This window comes from Micrococcus sp. KRD012, from assembly GCF_017168555.1.
GTDB lineage: Bacteria > Actinomycetota > Actinomycetes > Actinomycetales > Micrococcaceae > Micrococcus > Micrococcus luteus.
In genome coordinates this window covers 57014-73378 of the sequence record NZ_JABFBB010000024.1, presented here as the reverse complement: position 1 = coordinate 73378, position 16365 = coordinate 57014, and the positions used below count along the sequence as shown (strand labels likewise).

The 16365-nt window shown below is 71.5% G+C and carries 16 protein-coding genes; 4 read left to right on the top strand and 12 right to left on the bottom strand.

Annotated features, from left to right (window positions below; all coding sequences use genetic code 11):
- Positions 1-2: 2 nt before the first annotated feature.
- The 4 genes from J1M37_RS10260 to J1M37_RS10245 form a co-directional block, all read right to left on the bottom strand.
- Positions 3-1601, bottom strand: a complete 1599-nt coding sequence (locus J1M37_RS10260) for an ABC transporter ATP-binding protein (protein WP_206452571.1) — start codon at positions 1599-1601, stop codon at positions 3-5.
- Positions 1602-1727: 126 nt separating this feature from the next.
- Positions 1728-2885: a BMP family lipoprotein gene (locus tag J1M37_RS10255; protein WP_192592967.1), complete on the bottom strand. Its 1158-nt coding sequence runs from the start codon at positions 2883-2885 to the stop codon at positions 1728-1730.
- Positions 2886-3029: 144 nt separating this feature from the next.
- A complete protein-coding gene (locus tag J1M37_RS10250; RefSeq protein WP_036314553.1) occupies positions 3030-4286 on the bottom strand; it encodes an amidohydrolase in 1257 nt (418 codons plus the stop codon).
- A 61-nt stretch (positions 4287-4347) separates the two neighbouring features.
- Complete coding sequence (locus tag J1M37_RS10245) at positions 4348-5499, bottom strand: mannose-1-phosphate guanylyltransferase (protein ID WP_060775495.1); 1152 nt, start codon at positions 5497-5499, stop codon at positions 4348-4350.
- Between the two features lie 247 nt (positions 5500-5746).
- Here J1M37_RS10245 and sdhC point away from each other — a divergent pair, with 247 nt between their 5' ends.
- The 4 genes from sdhC (at position 5747) to J1M37_RS10225 (ending at position 9290) form a co-directional block, all read left to right on the top strand.
- Positions 5747-6151, top strand: coding sequence for a succinate dehydrogenase, cytochrome b556 subunit (gene sdhC, locus J1M37_RS10240; RefSeq protein ID WP_078025777.1), 405 nt, complete (start codon positions 5747-5749; stop codon positions 6149-6151).
- A gap of 3 nt (positions 6152-6154) precedes the next feature.
- Positions 6155-6634: a succinate dehydrogenase hydrophobic membrane anchor subunit gene (locus J1M37_RS10235; protein WP_206452570.1), complete on the top strand. Its 480-nt coding sequence runs from the start codon at positions 6155-6157 to the stop codon at positions 6632-6634.
- A 77-nt stretch (positions 6635-6711) separates the two neighbouring features.
- Positions 6712-8499, top strand: coding sequence for a succinate dehydrogenase flavoprotein subunit (sdhA, locus tag J1M37_RS10230; protein ID WP_069941877.1), 1788 nt, complete (start codon positions 6712-6714; stop codon positions 8497-8499).
- Positions 8499-9290, top strand: coding sequence for a succinate dehydrogenase iron-sulfur subunit (locus J1M37_RS10225; protein ID WP_002856582.1), 792 nt, complete (start codon positions 8499-8501; stop codon positions 9288-9290). The genes sdhA and J1M37_RS10225 overlap by 1 nt, the downstream gene beginning before the upstream one ends.
- 183 nt (positions 9291-9473) lie before the next feature.
- On the opposite strand, the gene J1M37_RS10220 is transcribed toward J1M37_RS10225, so the two are convergent.
- From J1M37_RS10220 to J1M37_RS10185, 8 genes are all read right to left on the bottom strand, one after another.
- Entirely contained in the window at positions 9474-10001 is a 528-nt protein-coding gene (locus J1M37_RS10220; RefSeq protein WP_145950443.1) for a hypothetical protein, read from the bottom strand.
- 7 nt (positions 10002-10008) lie between these two features.
- Positions 10009-10620 (bottom strand): hypothetical protein, encoded by a 612-nt coding sequence (locus J1M37_RS10215; RefSeq protein WP_206452569.1) that lies wholly within the window; start codon positions 10618-10620, stop codon positions 10009-10011.
- 78 nt (positions 10621-10698) lie between these two features.
- The gene (locus J1M37_RS10210; protein ID WP_080981684.1) at positions 10699-11355 is read right to left on the bottom strand and encodes a hypothetical protein; all 657 of its coding nucleotides are present in this window, start codon (positions 11353-11355) and stop codon (positions 10699-10701) included.
- 58 nt (positions 11356-11413) lie between these two features.
- Positions 11414-12697: an ABC transporter permease gene (locus J1M37_RS10205; protein ID WP_044659648.1), complete on the bottom strand. Its 1284-nt coding sequence runs from the start codon at positions 12695-12697 to the stop codon at positions 11414-11416.
- A complete protein-coding gene (locus J1M37_RS10200; protein ID WP_049145557.1) occupies positions 12694-13455 on the bottom strand; it encodes an ABC transporter ATP-binding protein in 762 nt (253 codons plus the stop codon). The genes J1M37_RS10205 and J1M37_RS10200 overlap by 4 nt, the downstream gene beginning before the upstream one ends.
- Positions 13456-13643: 188 nt before the next feature.
- Positions 13644-14726: a tryptophan--tRNA ligase gene (gene trpS, locus J1M37_RS10195; RefSeq protein ID WP_049145560.1), complete on the bottom strand. Its 1083-nt coding sequence runs from the start codon at positions 14724-14726 to the stop codon at positions 13644-13646.
- A 26-nt stretch (positions 14727-14752) separates the two neighbouring features.
- Positions 14753-15679, bottom strand: a complete 927-nt coding sequence (locus J1M37_RS10190) for an exodeoxyribonuclease III (RefSeq protein WP_020624731.1) — start codon at positions 15677-15679, stop codon at positions 14753-14755.
- Positions 15679-16242, bottom strand: a complete 564-nt coding sequence (locus J1M37_RS10185; RefSeq protein WP_020624732.1) for a hypothetical protein — start codon at positions 16240-16242, stop codon at positions 15679-15681. Before J1M37_RS10185 ends, J1M37_RS10190 begins: the two co-directional genes overlap by 1 nt.
- Between the last annotated feature and the right edge of the window lie 123 nt (positions 16243-16365).

Below are 16365 nucleotides of genomic sequence, written 5' to 3'. Positions count from 1 at the left end.
GCTCACGGGCGCTCTCCTTCCGTGGTGGGGTGGGCGGCGGGCGCCTCACCGGCGGTGCCGGGCGTGCCCGCGGCGACGTCTGCGCCGGAAGCGAGGGCCGCGTCGTCGGGGGTCTGGCCGGCCATCATGAGGCCGAGCGTCTCGCGCGAGGTGTCCCCCGGCACGATGCCGACGATCCGCCCGTGGTACATCACGGCGATCCGGTCCGCCAGCTCGAGGACCTCGTCCAGCTCGGTGGAGACGATCAGCACGGGGGTGCCGGCGTCGCGCTCGGCGATGATCCGGTCGTGCAGGAACTCGATCGAGCCGACGTCCACGCCGCGCGTGGGCTGCGAGGCGATGAACAGGCGCAGCCCGTCCACGAGTTCGCGGGCCATGACGACCTTCTGCTGGTTGCCTCCCGAGAGGGAGGAGACCGGCAGGTCCACGCCCTGGGTGCGGACGTCGAACTCGGCCACGCGGCGCTCGGCGAGCGCCCGTACCGCGGCGGGGCGCATCTGCACGGCGTTGCCGGCCGGGGCGACGTCGTACCGGTTGAGCACCATGTTCTCCGCCACGGAGAACGGGCCGACGAGCCCGTCCGTGGAGCGGTCCTCGGGCACGAAGCCGACGCCGGCGCGGATGATCTGGCGGGTGGACCGGCCGATCAGCTCCCGGCCGTCCAGGGTGACGGAGCCGGTGGCCTTGACCAGGCCCATGATCGCCTCGGTCAGCTCCGTCTGCCCGTTGCCCTGCACACCGGCCACGGCGAGGACCTCGCCCTGGCGGACGGCGAAGGACACGGCGTCCAGCAGCACCTGGCCCGTGGGCGAGACGACGGAGAGGTCCTCGACGCGGAACGTCTCCTCCCCCAGGGTCGGGGCCGTCTTGCGCCGCTCGAGGACGACGTTCCGGCCCACCATGAGGGCGGCCAGCTCGGCGGCCTCGGCGGAGGGCTCCGCCGTGCCGACCACGCGGCCGCGGCGCAGCACGGTGATGTCGTCCGAGACGGCCTTGACCTCGCGCAGCTTGTGGGAGATGAACACGATCGCCGTGCCGTCCGCCCGCAGCTGCCGGATGATGCCGAGCAGCTCGTCGGTCTCCTGGGGGGTGAGCACGGCGGTCGGCTCGTCCAGGATGAGGATGCGCGCGTCGCGGACGAGGGCCTTGATGATCTCGACGCGCTGCTGCACGCCCACGGGCAGGTCCTCGACGACGGCGTCCGGGTCCACGTCGAAGCCGTACTGGGCGGAGATCTCCCGGATCCGCCGGCGGGTGGCCTCGAGGTCGAGCACGCCCAGGGCGCGGGTGTGCTCGTCGCCGAGGGCCACGTTCTCGGCCACCGTGAAGACGGGCACGAGCATGAAGTGCTGGTGCACCATGCCGATGCCCGCGCGCATGGCCTCACCGGGACCGGAGAACCGGACGGGCTCGCCGTCGAGCAGGATCTCCCCCTCGGTGGGCTCGTAGAGTCCGAAGAGGACGTTCATCAGGGTGGACTTGCCGGCGCCGTTCTCACCGAGGAGGGTGTGCACCCGCCTCGACTCCACGGTCAGGTTCACGTCCTCGTTCGCGGCGAACGAGCCGAAGCGCTTGGTGATCCCGCGCAGTTCGAGCCTCATCGAGGGCCTTCCGTCTGGTCGATGCTCGTGGTGCCGCGCTCGGCGGCGGGGGCGGGCCGGGCGCCCGCGCGCCGCGGGGCCGGTCCGGAGGGGTCCGGGCCGGCCCTGCGGCGGTGGCGAGGCGGGTCAGGCCTCCGGGGAGTACTCCGAGCCGACCTTCAGCTCGCCCGAGACGATCTTGGCCTCGAGATCCTTGAGCTCGTCCTTGAGCTCCTGCGGCACCGTGTCCTCGAAGTCGTGGAACGGGGCCAGCTCGACGCCCTTGTTCTCCAGCGTGCCCACGTAGGACTCGGCCGAGAACTCGTCCTTCAGGTCCGCGGCGATCACGTCGGAGACGGACTGGCCCATGTTCTTCTTCACCGAGGTGAGGATCAGGTTGCCGTCCTTGGTGGACTCGTAGCCGTCCGAGTCCGGCCAGATGACCTTGACGTCCTTGCCGCCCTGGTTCGCCTCACGGACGGCGTCCAGGGTGCCCAGGCCCACGGGGCCCGCCACCGGCATCACGATGTCGGCGCCCTCGTTGATGAAGTTGGCGGTGTTCGTCTTGCCGTTGGCCACGTTCTTGAAGTCGCCCGTGAAGGAGCCGGTCTTCGCGTCCTTGTCCCAGCCCAGGACCTTGACGTCCTTGTCCTTGACCTCGTTGTAGTGCTCCACGCCGCGGGCGAAGCCGTCCATGAAGATGGTGACGGTGGGGATCTCCATGCCGCCGTAGGTGGCCACGGTGCCGGTCTCGGTGGTGCCCGCCGCCAGGTACCCGGCCAGGAACGCCGCCTGCGCCGTGTCGTAGGTGAGCTTCTGGAAGTTGTCGGAGAAGCCCTCCGCGGTGACGTCCACGCCGAAGAAGTGGGTGTCCGAGTGCTGCGCGGCGATCGGCTTCATGGCGTCGCCGAGGAGGAAGCCCACGCCGATGACGGCGTCGCAGTCGGCGTTGACCATGGCGGTCACGTTCGGGGTGAACTCGCTGGGCTCGTTCGACTCGGCCTCGCTGGTGGTGATGCCGTAGGCCTTCTCGGCAGCCTTGAGGCCCTCGTAGGAGGACTGGTTGAAGGAGCGGTCGTCGAAGCCGCCCTCGTCCGAGACGATGCAGGCCTTGTAGTCCTTGTTGTCCGAGCCGACGCCGTCCACGGTGGCGATGGCCTCGCTCTCGGCGGCGCCGGAGCCCGAGGCCTCGGACTGCTCCGGCGGGGCGCCGCACGCGGTCAGCAGCAGACCGGAGACGCCGAGCGCGGCGGCGGGGAGCAGGAGACGACGGCGGCGCGCGGCCGACGGGGTGGCGATGCCCATGGGGTCCTCATTTCGGAAGGCACGGTGCGAGGCCCGCGGCCGGTGGCCGCGGAAAGACGGGGCCCGTGCGGGTGGCCCCGTCCGGATGAGCGCGAGTCTACCGAACGGTGGGCCCGTCCCCTCCGGCGGGGGCGGGCGGTGGGGTCAGTGGTGGTCCTCGCCCGTGAGCACCTGCAGCGCGGCGGCGGTGAAGACCCGCATGCCCACGCCGATGGCCCGCTCGTCCGGCGCGTAGTCCCCGCGGTGCAGATCGTAGATGGGGCCACCCGGGGACCGGGTGCCGAGGCGCAGCATGGAGCCGGGCACCTTCTGGGTCATCCAGGCGAAGTCCTCGCCGCCCATCGACTGCGGGGTCAGGACGATCGCCCGCGAGCCGAGCTCCCGCCGCGCCGCGGTCTCGATCAGCGCCGTCTCGCCCTCGGTGTTGTGCACCGGCGGGACGCCGCGCACGTGCTCGAGCTGCACGTGCACGCCGTACGGCGCGGCCACCTGTCGGACCACCTCGTCGAGCAGCGCGCCGGCCTCCTCCCACACGTCCGCGTCGAGGCAGCGCATGGTCCCGGCCAGGTAGCCGGTGTTGTCGATCGCGTTGGGCGCGCTGCCGGCGGCGATCTGCCCCCACACCACCGAGACGGCCGAGCGCACGTCGATCCGCCGGGAGAGCACGGCGGGCACGTTCACGGCGATCTGGGACAGGGCGAAGACCATGTCCTCGGTGAGGTGGGGCCGCGAGGTGTGCCCCCCGCGTCCGGTGAGGGTGATCCGGATCGTGTCCGCCGCCGAGGTGATGGCGCCGATGCGGGTGCCGATCGAGCCGACGTCGACCTGGGGGTCGCAGTGCGCCGCCAGGATGCGGGGCACGTCGTCGAGGATCCCCTGCCGCAGCACGGCCAGGGAGCCGCCGGGCAGCCGCTCCTCCGCGGGCTGGAAGATGACGCGGACCGTGCCGTGGACCCGCTCGCCGACCGCGCGCAGGTCGGGGTCGGCGGTGGCCCCGCGGAGGATGCGGCCGAGGGCGACGGCCACACCCGCCATGACGGCGGTGTGCATGTCGTGGCCGCACGCGTGCGCGACGCCGTCATTGACGGACACGTAGGGCAGGCCGGTCTCCTCCTCGACCGGCAGCGCGTCGATGTCCGCGCGCAGGGCCAGCACCACCGGCCCCTCCCCGACGTCCACGTAGGCGCCCGTGGACTCCATCCGCACGGGCGAGAGCCCGTAGCCGGAGAGCAGCTCCACGATGCGGTCGGTGGTGCGGTACTCCTCATAGGAGAGCTCGGGATGCCGGTGCAGGTCCCGGCGGAAGGACACGATCTCGTCCTCGAGCTCGGCCACCACGGGGCCCACCGAGGGGACGGACGTCGGACGGGGCCCGGTCAGCACGGAGTCGGAGGTGGTCATGGCCCAGCACCCTACTCCGGGGGTGCCGGTCGGTGGGGGCCGGACCCTGCCGGGGACGCGGTCAGAGGACCTCGTCCACGCCCTCGGCCTTGAGCGCCTCGACGGCCTTCTTGACCTCCTGGGCGTGCTCCGTGGTGGTGACCAGCAGCGCGTCCTCGGTGTCCACCACGACGACGTCCTCGATGCCGATCAAGGCGATGACGCGCTTCGTGTCCGTCACCACGACGCCGGACGCGTCGTCCGAGTACACGCGCGGGGTGTCCCCGATCACCGTGATGCCGGAGGCGTCCTTGACCGGGTTCAGGCGGGCGATCGCCGCGAAGTCCCCCACGTCGTCCCACGTGAAGGAGCCGGGGATCACGGCCACGTCGCCGACGGCGGCGGCGGGCTCGGCCACGGCGTAGTCGATGGCGGTCTTCGTCAGCTCGGGCCACACCCGGGCCATGACCTCGTCCCGCTCCGGCGTCTCCCACGCGCGGGCGATCTCCATCAGGCCGGCGTGCAGCGCGGGCTCGTTCTCCTCGAGGTGGGCCAGCATGAGGCCCACGGGCGCCACGAACATGCCCGCGTTCCAGAGGTAGCGGCCGGACTTCACGTACTGCTGGGCGACCTTCAGGTCCGGCTTCTCCACGAACGCGGCGACGTCATGCGCGTCCGGAGCGCCGGCCACGCGGAGGCGGCGGCCCCGGCGGATGTAGCCGAAGCCCGTGGCCGCGTGCGTGGGCTCGATGCCGATGGTCACGATCCGGCCGGTGGCCGCCGTCTCGACGGCCTGCCGCACCGCGTCCTGGAAGACCTCCACCGGGGAGATCACCTGATCCGCCGCGAACGAGCCCATGATCGTGTCCGGGTCACGCAGGGAGAGGATCGCCGCGGCCAGGCCGATGGCGGCCGCGGAGTCCTTGGGCGAGGGCTCGAGCACCAGATCCGTCTCCGCCAGATCCGGCAGCTGCATGCACACCGCCTCCCGGTGGGCCTCCCCGGTCACCACGAGCATGCCCGCGGCCAGGGGCGCCAGACGGTCCCACGTGGCACGGATCAGGGTCTGGCCCGAGCCGGTGAGGTCGTGGAGGAACTTCGGCGCGGCGGCCCGCGAGAGGGGCCACAGGCGGGTGCCCACGCCCCCGGCGGGGATCACGGCGTGGAAGCGGGACAGGGCCGTGCCCGGCGCGGCCTCGCGCGGGGCATCGGTCAGGTTCGGATCGGTGCTCACCGGCCCAGACTACGGAACCGTCCGGACGGGGGACCACTCGACGCGTCCCAGGCGGGGCACAGCCCAGACCGAACAGGACGGCGGCGGGGCGCCGCACGCGTCACAGTGGTCGCCCGGGTCCCCGATCGGGCACGGAGGCGCGGGAAGGGTCTACCCTAGGCGGAGGAATCCACTCGCACACGCCCCTGCCCGTCGTCGTCCCACGGCGGAGGACCGGGATCGTGCATTCCCCCTGGAGGTATCAACCGTGTCTAGCGCCACTGCGCAGGCCCCGGCCAAGAACGGCCGCGGAACCCTGTACCGGGGCCACGGCGGCATGTGGTCCTGGGTGGGCCACCGCGTCACCGGCGTCGTCATCTTCTTCTACCTGCTCGTCCACGTGCTGGACACGGCCCTGGTCCGGGTCTCCCCCGAGGCCTACAACGCCGTGATCGGCTCGTACAAGACGTGGTACTTCGCGCTCGGCGAGGCCGGCCTCGTCGCGGCGATCATCTTCCACGCCCTGAACGGCCTGCGCATCATCCTGGTCGACTTCTGGAAGGGCGGCACCCAGCACCACAAGACCCTGCTGTGGATCGTGCTGGGGCTGTGGGTCGTCCTGACCCTGGGCTTCGCCATCCGTCACTTCAGCCTCGCACTCGGAGGTCACTGAGCCATGAGCACCACCGCTGAGACCACCATCGCGGCGCCCCGCAGCCGCCGTCTGGACCCCAAGTACACGCGCGACGGCGGCGGCCGCGGCAACTTCGAGATGCTCGCCTGGCTGTTCATGCGCATCTCGGGTGTCTTCCTCGTCGTGCTGATCGCCGTGCACCTGACCACCAACCTGCTGGTGGGCGACGGCATCCACGCCGTCGACTTCGGCTTCGTGGCCGGCAAGTGGGCGCACCCGCTGTGGCAGTTCTGGGACCTGGCCCTCCTGTGGCTGGCCATGCTGCACGGCGCCAACGGCGTGCGCACGATCATCAACGACTACACCCGCCGCGGCAGCGCCCGCTTCTGGCTGACGATGATCCTGTACATCGCCACGGCCGTGATCATCAGCCTCGGCACCCTGGTGATCTTCACCTTCGATCCCTGCATGGTGGACGCCTCCGGCGCCCTGCTCGAGGGCTCCCCGGCCTTCTGCGGCTGACCCCGGAAACGTTCACCCTGCGGTGCGGCCGGCCCGAGCGGCCGCCGCGTCACAGACACCCAGAAAGAGAGACCTGAATGCAGGTGCACAAGTACGACGTGGTGATCGTCGGCGCCGGCGGCGCGGGCATGCGCGCGGCCATCGAGGCCGGTCAGCGCGCGCACACCGCCGTCCTCACCAAGATCTACCCCACGCGTTCCCACACCGGCGCGGCCCAGGGCGGCATGTGCGCGGCCCTCGCCAACGTCGAGGAGGACAACTGGGAGTGGCACACGTTCGACACCGTCAAGGGCGGCGACTACCTGGTGGACCAGGACGCCGCGGAGGTCATGGCCAAGGAGGCCATCGACGCGGTGCTGGACCTCGAGAAGATGGGCCTGCCCTTCAACCGCACCCCCGAGGGCAAGATCGACCAGCGCCGCTTCGGCGGCCACACCCGTGACCACGGCAAGGCGCCCGTGCGCCGCGCCTGCTACGCCGCGGACCGCACCGGCCACATGATCCTCCAGACGCTGTACCAGAACTGCGTCAAGCACAACGTGGAGTTCTTCAACGAGTTCTACGTGCTCGACCTGCTGCTGGTGGAGGAGGACGCCGTGCGCGAGGACGGCACCGCCTACAAGCAGAAGCGCACCGCCGGCGTCGTCTCCTACGAGCTGGCCACCGGCGAGATCCACGTCTTCCAGGCCAAGTCGGTCATCTTCGCCACCGGCGGCGCCGGCAAGGTGTACAAGACCACCTCGAACGCCCACACGCTCACCGGCGACGGCATGGCCATCGCCTACCGCGCGGGCCTGCCGCTGGAGGACATGGAGTTCGTGCAGTTCCACCCGACCGGCCTGGCCGGCCTGGGCATCCTGCTCTCCGAGGCCGCGCGCGGCGAGGGCGGCATCCTCCGCAACGCGGACGGCGAGCGCTTCATGGAGCGCTACGCCCCCACCATCAAGGACCTCGCCCCGCGCGACATCGTGGCCCGGTCCATGGCCGAGGAGGTCCGTCAGGGCCGCGGCGCCGGCCCCAACAAGGACTACGTGCTGCTCGACCTGACGCACCTGGAGCCCTCGCACATCGACGAGAAGCTCCCGGACATCACCGAGTTCGCCCGCACCTACCTGGGTGTCGAGCCCTACACGGAGCCGGTGCCGGTGTTCCCCACCTGCCACTACTTCATGGGCGGCATCCCCACGAACATCAAGGCCGAGGTCCTCCAGGACAACGACACCGTCGTGCCGGGCCTGTACGCCGCCGGCGAGGTGGCCTGCGTGTCCGTGCACGGGTCCAACCGCCTGGGCACCAACTCGCTGCTGGACATCAACGTGTTCGGCCGCCGCGCCGGCATCTACGCCGCCGAGTACGCCGCGCAGGCGGACTGGGTGGAGCTGCCCGAGGGCGGCGAGCTGCCGACCGTGGAGCACATCGAGAACCTGCGCTCCGCCACCGGGTCCGAGCGCGTCGCGGACATCCGCGCCGAGCTCCAGGAGTCCATGGACGCGGACATGCAGGTCTTCCGCGACGAGGACTCGATCCGCCGCGCACTGGCCAAGATCGAGGAGCTGCGCGGCCGCTACGAGAACGTGTCCGTCCAGGACAAGGGTCACCGCTTCAACCTCGACCTGCTCGAGGGCATGGAGCTGGGCTACCTCCTGGACATCGCCGAGGCGATGACCCTCGCGGCCCTGGGCCGCAAGGAGTCCCGCGGCGGCCACTACCGCGAGGACTACCCCGATCGCGACGACGAGAACTTCATGGCGCACACCATGATCTACCGTGACGAGACCGCGGAGATGGAGGGCGTCAAGGGCATCCGCTTCGAGACCAAGCCCGTCGTCGTGACCCGTTACCAGCCGATGGAGCGTAAGTACTGATGAGCCACTCAGCAACCGAGACCGAGGCCCCCGTGGCCCAGGCGCAGACCCAGTCCGCCGGTGGCGGCGCAGGCGAGGTCGAGAGCTTCGACATCGTGCTCAAGGTCCGCCGCTACCTCCCGGAGTCCTCCGAGGAGTCCTACTGGGACGAGTGGCGCCTGACCATGTACGGCACCGACCGCGTGCTGGACGCCCTGCACAAGGTCAAGTGGGACCACGACGGCACCCTGTCGTTCCGCCGCTCCTGCGCCCACGGCGTGTGCGGCTCCGACGCCATGCGCATCAACGGCCGCAACCGCCTGGCCTGCAAGACGCTCCTGAAGGACCTCGACCTGTCCAAGCCCATCCTGGTGGAGCCCATCAAGGGCCTGCCGGTGGAGAAGGACCTGATCGTGGACATGGACCCGTTCTTCCAGTCCTACCGCGAGATCATGCCGTTCCTGGTCGCCGAGGGCCACGCGCCCACCAAGGAGCGCTACCAGTCCCAGGCCGACCGGGCGATCTACGACGACACCACGAAGTGCATCCTGTGCGCCGCGTGCACCTCGTCCTGCCCGGTGTTCTGGACGGATGGCCAGTACTTCGGCCCGGCCGCCATCGTCAACGCGCACCGGTTCATCTTCGACTCGCGTGACGAGGCCGGCGACATGCGCCTGGAGATCCTGAACGACAAGGAGGGCGTGTGGCGCTGCCGCACGACCTTCAACTGCACCGACGCGTGCCCCCGCGGCATCCAGGTGACCAAGGCGATCTCCGAGGTGAAGCAGGCCATCCTGGCCCGCCAGTTCTGATCCCCCGCACCACGACGGCGGCCCGTCTCCTCACCTCGAGGAGGCGGGCCGCCGTCGTCGTGCGTGGTGCCCCTCCCGCCGAGGCCCGCAGACGCGCCGTCACCGGACCGGCGTAGCGGCGTGTCTGCGGGCCTCGGCGTGGGGACGGGCGGGACCGGAGGCGGAGTCGGAGGCGGGGCGAGCTCAGACGTCGAAGGCGTCGCGCGTCTCCCGCCGGTGTGCCACACGCAGCCACACCGCGCTGGACACGAGCATCCCGACGACGGCGCCCAGCACGACCGGACCCCCTCCCCCGGCCTGCACCATCCGCCCGCCGTCGACCATCCAGAAGGCCGCCGTGAGCATCCCCAGCACCACGAGCACGCTCCCCACGGGGCGCACGGCCCGGATCCGGCGGGTGATGCCGGCCAGGAGCACCAGGGTCAGGACGACCACCGCCGCGGCGGCCACCGGCCCCGCCCCCGCCGGGGTGAGGAACGCGGCGACGTCGGCGTCGGTGACCTCGCTCGCGCCCCAGGAGCGCGCCTCCAGCACGGCGCGGGCGTAGCCGGGCGTCGCCTGCAGCGCGAGCACGCCCCCCACGCCGGCCGCGCTCAGTGCCCCCGTGACCGCCGTGACGGTCTGGAACAGGCGCAGGGGACGCAGGGCCGCGCGATCGGGACCGGGGTCGCGCTCCGTGGTCTCGTGGGGATCGTCGTCGAGGGGGTGCATGCCCCCATCATGCCCGGCGGCGCAGGAAGGTCGTTGCGAGGCCCGGGTTGAAGGCGCACACGAGCCAGGCCGCGTTCACGAGCGCGAACAGCCCGCCCAGGACCAGGGGCAGCACCACGTCCCCGGCGGGGAAGACGAACAGGCGGATGGCCCCCAGCAGCGTCACGAAGATGGCGATCGAGGCGAACAGGGCACCCATGATGCGCGCCGTGTTGCTGTGCCGGGTCAGGCCGACGAGGACGATCGCGTAGACCGACAGACCCAGCAGGGTCGCGAACCAGACGCTGCCGGTGAGGGCGCCCTCGATCGCCTCGGCGGTCATCGCGGGCGACTGCGCGCTGCCCTCGGGCAGCGAGTCCGCGATGTCCTGGGCCGCGCCCGGGAGGAGGTTGCGCAGGATCGACGCGGCGTAGAGGACCGCGGACGCCACCGTCAGTCCGAGCAGCGCCCGGAACACGCCGGGGGTGCGGGCATCGGGGCGGATCAGCGGGCGGGCGTCCGGGCCGGAGTGCCCGGCGATGCGCCGCCGCGCCTCATCCGGGCCCACCACGGGCCGCCCGCCGCCGTCCAGGTCGTCGGGGTGGGGGGACGGATGCGGGGGTCGATGATCGGAGGCCATGTCGTCATGGTCTCCGCTGGCCGACGCCGGGGCGAGGGCTGGCGACCCCGGACTCGCCGCCGGCGAACGGCGTCGGGATCAGGCGCGGCGGCCCTGACGGGTGTAGGCCGCGACCTGCGGGTTGAAGGCCTTGACCAGCCACAGGATGTTCACGATCACCAGCGCCAGGCTCAGCACGGAGGCCAGGACGCCGCCGATGCCGGGGAAGGTCACGAAGGAGAAGATGCCGCCGACGGCACTGAGGGTGCCCAGGATCGCCACGACGATGCCGAGGATGCGGGCCCAGTTCTTGGCCCCGCGGAGGTTGAAGTACACCAGGGCGTACAGGGCCACACCGATGAGCAGGACGATGATCGTTCCCACCGTCACGGAGGCGCCCACGACGGGCGCGATCTCCTCCACCTGCTCGGGGGTGAGGCCGCTCTGGCGCAGGGAGTCCCGCATGCTCTCGATGCTCTCCCCGCCGCCGAACAGGCCCGGCAGGGCGGACAGCACGTACAGCGCGAGCGACGTGAGCGTCAGCGTCAGGAGGGCGGGGAACGCGGCCGGCTCCGGGACGACGCCGTACGGGCTGCCCGGCTGGGCGCCGTAGCCCGGGGCCGCGTAGGGCTGCGTGCCGTAGCGGGAGCCCGCGGCGGGCTGGCCGTATGCGGGGTTCTGGCCCGGGTACGGGCCGGGGCCGCCCGCGGCGGGCTGCTCCGGGTTCGGGTCCGGGTTCGGTCGATCGGTGGTCATGGTGAGCTCCTCGGTGTCGTGGGTGACGGTGATGGTGATGACGGGCGCGGCGGCAGGATCACTCGTGTCGCAGTGCCTCGATGGGATCCTTCCGGGCCGCACGCAGGGCGGGCAAGGTGCCGGCGATGAACGCGATGGCCACGATCAGCAGCAGGATCAGCAGCAGGGCGAGGGGGTTGACCGCGAACAGGACCAGGCCGGTGACGCCGCTGAGGGGGCCGGTGGTCAGCACCTGGTTCGCGATGAGTCCGACGGCGACGCCCAGGCCGATGCCGATCAGCGAGCCGAGCAGGCCGATCACGACGGCCTCCATGGTGAACAGGCCGAAGATCTTCCCGCCGGTCATGCCGAGGGCCTTCATGAGGCCGATCTCCCGGGTGCGCTCCTGCACCGCCATGAGCAGGGTGTTGATGATGCCGAAGCTGGCGGCGAGCAGCGCGATGAGCGCGAAGCCGGTGAGCACCCACGTGACGGCGTCGATGATGCCGCGGATCACGCCGAGCTGCTCCTCGAGGGTCTGCGCCAGCAGGCCCTGGTCGGCCAGCGCCTGCTTCACGGCGTCCTCGTTCGCCTCCGGGTCCTCCACGATCGCCGTGGCCTGGAAGTAGGTGTTCCGCTGCGACTCCGGCAGGCCCTCCGTCGTGATGTCGTAGATCTCCTGCTCGAGCGACTCCGACGGCGTCGGGGCGGTGCCCGCACCGGACGCGGCCGCCTTCGTCACACCGACCACGGTGGCCGTCACGGACTTGTGCTCCTGCAGCGGGGTCGCCGCCACGACGGTCAGCTCCGTGCCGACCAGGTCCTCGGCGTCGCCGGCGCCCAGGTCCTCCACCCACGACTCGGGCATGACGATCTCCGCGGCGCCGGCCTCGGGGGCACGGCCGGCCGAGAAGGTGAGCATGTCGATCTCGCCGGAGCTGCCCATGAAGCCGGTCTGCCACTTGCGGTCGTCCGGGCCCTGGATGTACTCCGGCTCGGCCACCCGATAGGTCTTCACCTCGGTGACGTGCTCGGTGTCCTCGATCGCGGCGAGGTCCTCCTGCGTGAGCAGCGGCATGCCGAACATCTCGCCGCCGGCGGCGTCCTGCTCCGTGTACTCCTGGGGCGAACCGCTCGCCGCACCGGCCGAGGACATGTCCTGCTGCTTCATCACGGTCAGCTCGCCGGGCTTGCCGAAGCCCTCGACCACGTTGTCCACGTACTTGTTGATGCCCGCGCCGAGCCCCGTGGTGAGGGTCAGCGTGAATGCGCCGATCACGATCGCGACGACGGTGAGGAAGGTGCGCAGCTTGGAGCGCATCGTGTTGGCGAGCGCCGTGCCCGCGACGTCGGTGGCCTTCATGCCCGCGCTCCGTCCCGCTCGGTGCCGACGCGCTCGTCGGCGATGACCACGCCGTCCTGCAGCTCGACGCGACGGTCACACTTCGCGGCCAGGTCGTCGTCGTGCGTGACCACCACGAGGGTGATGCCCTCGTCGCGGTGCAGGCCGAAGAGGATGTCCTCCACGGCCGCCGAGGTGGCGGAGTCCAGGTTGCCCGTGGGCTCGTCCGCGAACAGCACCGTCGGGTTGTTCACGAGCGCACGGGCGATGCACACGCGCTGCTTCTGGCCGCCGGAGAGGTCCGTGGCCTTGTTCTTCGCCTTGTCCGCGAGCTCGAGCCGCTCGAGCACCGCCATGCCGCGGCGGGTGCGCTGGGCCCGGCCCACGCCGGCGATCTTCAGCGGCAGCACGGTGTTCTCCAGGACCGTCTGGTTCGGGTTCAGGAAGAACTGCTGGAACACGAAGCCGAACCGCTCGTTGCGCAGCTGGGAGATCTCCGCGGCCTTGAGCTGGGAGACGGGACGGCCGTCCATCGCGACGACGCCGGCGGAGGGCTGGTCCAGCAGCGCCAGCAGGTGCATCAGGGTGGACTTGCCGGAGCCGGACTTGCCGACGACGGCCAGGGACTCGCCGCGCTGGATCTGCAGGGTGATGCCCTTCAGCGCGTCGAAGCGGGACGCCCCGCGACCGTAGACCTTGACGAGGTTCTCCGTCTCCAGGACGGGTTCGGCGCCGGGCGGGACCTCGGCGACGGCGGGGATGGGGACAGCGGTGGACATGGCTCCGGCACTCCTCTGTCGGTGGGGCTCGCCCCCGCTGCGGCAGGAGCGGAGGCAGTGCCTCCATCCTGACAGCCGCGCACGCGCCGCCGCCTCCACCTCGAGTCGGAAAAGCCCGACGGCCCGCGCCCCCGCAGGTCGGGGGCGCGGGCCATCGTCGGGAGGCCGCGGGGCCGGTGCGGCCCGGCTCAGCGCAGCGGCGGCAGGAAGCCGACCTTGGCGTAGACGTCCTCGAGCACGGGCGTGGCCACGGCGCGGGCCTTCTCGGCTCCGGAGGCGAGGATGCGGTCCAGCTCAGCGGGGTCGGCGAGCAGCTCGAGGGCGCGCTCGCGCACGGGGGCCAGGCGCTCGACGACAGCGTCCGCCACCGCGACCTTGAGGTGCCCGTACATCTTGCCGACGAACTCCTCCTCGAGCTGCGGGATCGGCGTGCCGGACACCGCGGCGAGGATGGTCAGCAGGTTGGAGACGCCGGGCTTGGCCTCGCGGTCGAAGCGCACCTCGGTGCCGTCGTCGGTGACCGCGGACTTGATCTTCTTGGCGGTCTTCTTCGGCTCCTCGAGGATGTTGATGAGCCCGTTCGGGGACGCCGCGGACTTGGACATCTTCGACGTGGGGTCCTGCAGGTCGTAGATGCGCGCGCCGGTCTCCGGGTAGAAGCCGGTGGGCACCACGAACGTCTCGCCGTAGCGGTGGTTGAAGCGCTGGGCGAGGTCGCGGGTGAGCTCCACGTGCTGGCGCTGGTCGTCGCCCACGGGCACGCCATGCGGCTGGTAGAGCAGGATGTCCGCGGCCATGAGCATGGGGTACGCGAGCAGGCCGACGCCGGCCGCGTCCGCGCCCTGCTTGGCGGACTTGTCCTTGAACTGGGTCATGCGCATGGCCTCGCCCATGCCGGTCATGCAGGTCAGCACCCACGCCAGCTGCGCGTGCTCGGGCACCTGGGACTGGACGAACAGCGTGGAGCGCTCGGGGTCGATGCCGCCGGCGATGAACTGCGCGGCGGCCACCCGCGTGCGCTCCGCCAGGGCTGCCGGGTCCTGCGGCACGGTGATGGCGTGCAGGTCGGGGATGAAGAAGAACGCCTCGAAGTCGGCCTGGGTGCGCTCCCAGTTCACGAGGGCGCCGAGGTAGTTGCCCAGGTGGAGGGAGTCCGCCGATGGCTGCATGCCGGAGAGCACGCGATGCCGGGCGGACGCGCCGGGCAGGTGGGCGGTGGCGGCGGCGTCCTGGGCCAGGACGTCCTGGACGGAGTTCTTCTTCATGGTCATCTCAGCCTCGGGTCTCTCCTGCACGGTCAGAACTGGTAGTCGACCACGAGGGGGGCGTGGTCGGAGAAGCGGGTGCCCCAGCTCGGGGCGCGGTCCACGACGGCGGCCGTCGCCCGCTCGGCCAGGCCCGCGGTCGCCATGTGGTAGTCGATGCGCCACCCGGCGTCGTTGTCGAAGGCCTTGCCGCGCATGGACCACCACGTGTACGGGCCCGGCACCGGCCCGGCGAGGGCGCGGTGCACGTCCGTGAAGCCGAGCTCGCCGAAGAACCGGTCGAAGTAGGCGCGCTCCTCGGGCAGGAAGCCGGCCTTCTTCACGTTGCCCTTCCAGTTCTTGATGTCCAGCTCGGTGTGGCCCACGTTGAGGTCGCCCGTGACGAGGGCGTGCCCCTCCCCCGCGGCCAGCTCGGAGAGGCGGCGGACCATCTCGTCGAGGAACCGGTACTTGTCCTCCTGCTTCGGGGTGTCGACCTCGCCCGAGTGCACGTACGCGGAGACCACGGTCAGCGGCGAGCCGTCCGGCAGGCGCAGGTCGGCCTCGATCCAGCGGCCGGCGTCGTCGAAGTACCCGTCGGCGTCGGCGATGCCCGTGCGGACCTCGCCGAGCGGGAACCGCGAGGCGATCGCGACGCCGGCCCGCCCCTTGGCGGCGGCCACGGCGTCCGCCAGGTGCACCTCGTCCCAGTCCTCGCCCACGATCTCGCGGACCAGCTGCGCCGTGACGTCCGCGGGGGCGCGCACCTCCTGGAGGGTGAGCACGTCCACGCCGCGGCCGGCGAACCACTCCCGCATGCCCTTGCGGTGCGAGGCGCGGATGCCGTTGACGTTCACGGTGGCCACGCGCACGGCGCCGTCGGCCTTGGGCGCCCCGGCGTGGGCGTGCACCACGGGCTCGCCCTCGGCGGGCTCGGGGTACTTCCCGGTGACGGGGTCCTTCTCGGGCAGCGCCGTCATCAGCCGATCACCGTCCCGCTCACCGGGCCCTCGGCGCCGCCGGTCCGGGACTCCTTGATCATGTCGCGGGCGTTGGAGGCCGTGATGTCGATGGTCTCCAGGGCGCGGTCCACCATCTCGCGGTCCATGCCCTCGCCTGCGGCGAGCTGCTCGCGCACCACGCGCACCTGCACCTGGGCGATCTTGAACGAGTGGTCCAGCTTGGTGTCCCGCAGGGGGTCCGCGGCCGGTGCCGGCGGGGCCACCGCGGGGGCGGCGGCGTCGGTGTCCCGGCCGCGCAGGGCGGCGACGTCGGCGCGGGCGTTCTGCATGGCGGTGTCCACCTTGCGGCCCGCGGCCTGGACGCCGCGGCGCATCTGCAGGTACACGACCACCGCGAACACGAGCCAGCCGGCGGCGACGGCGACCACGAGCCACCCGATCACGTCGTTCTGGTTCGCGGCGAAGATGATCGCCACGATCAGGATGACGATCATCGCAACGAAGCCGAGCGATCCCACGCGCAGGCCGGCGCGGGGGCCGCGGCGCGCGCCGTCGGGACCGGGGGTCAGGGACTGGGACATGGGTGCTCCTCCGGAGGGGCTCGTGGGGTCTGCCCTCCATCATCCCGCATCGTGGGGTGCGCTCCGAATCGGGCGGCCCGCATCGGCGCCTATCCTGAGGCGATGACCCCCCGGCCCCCACAC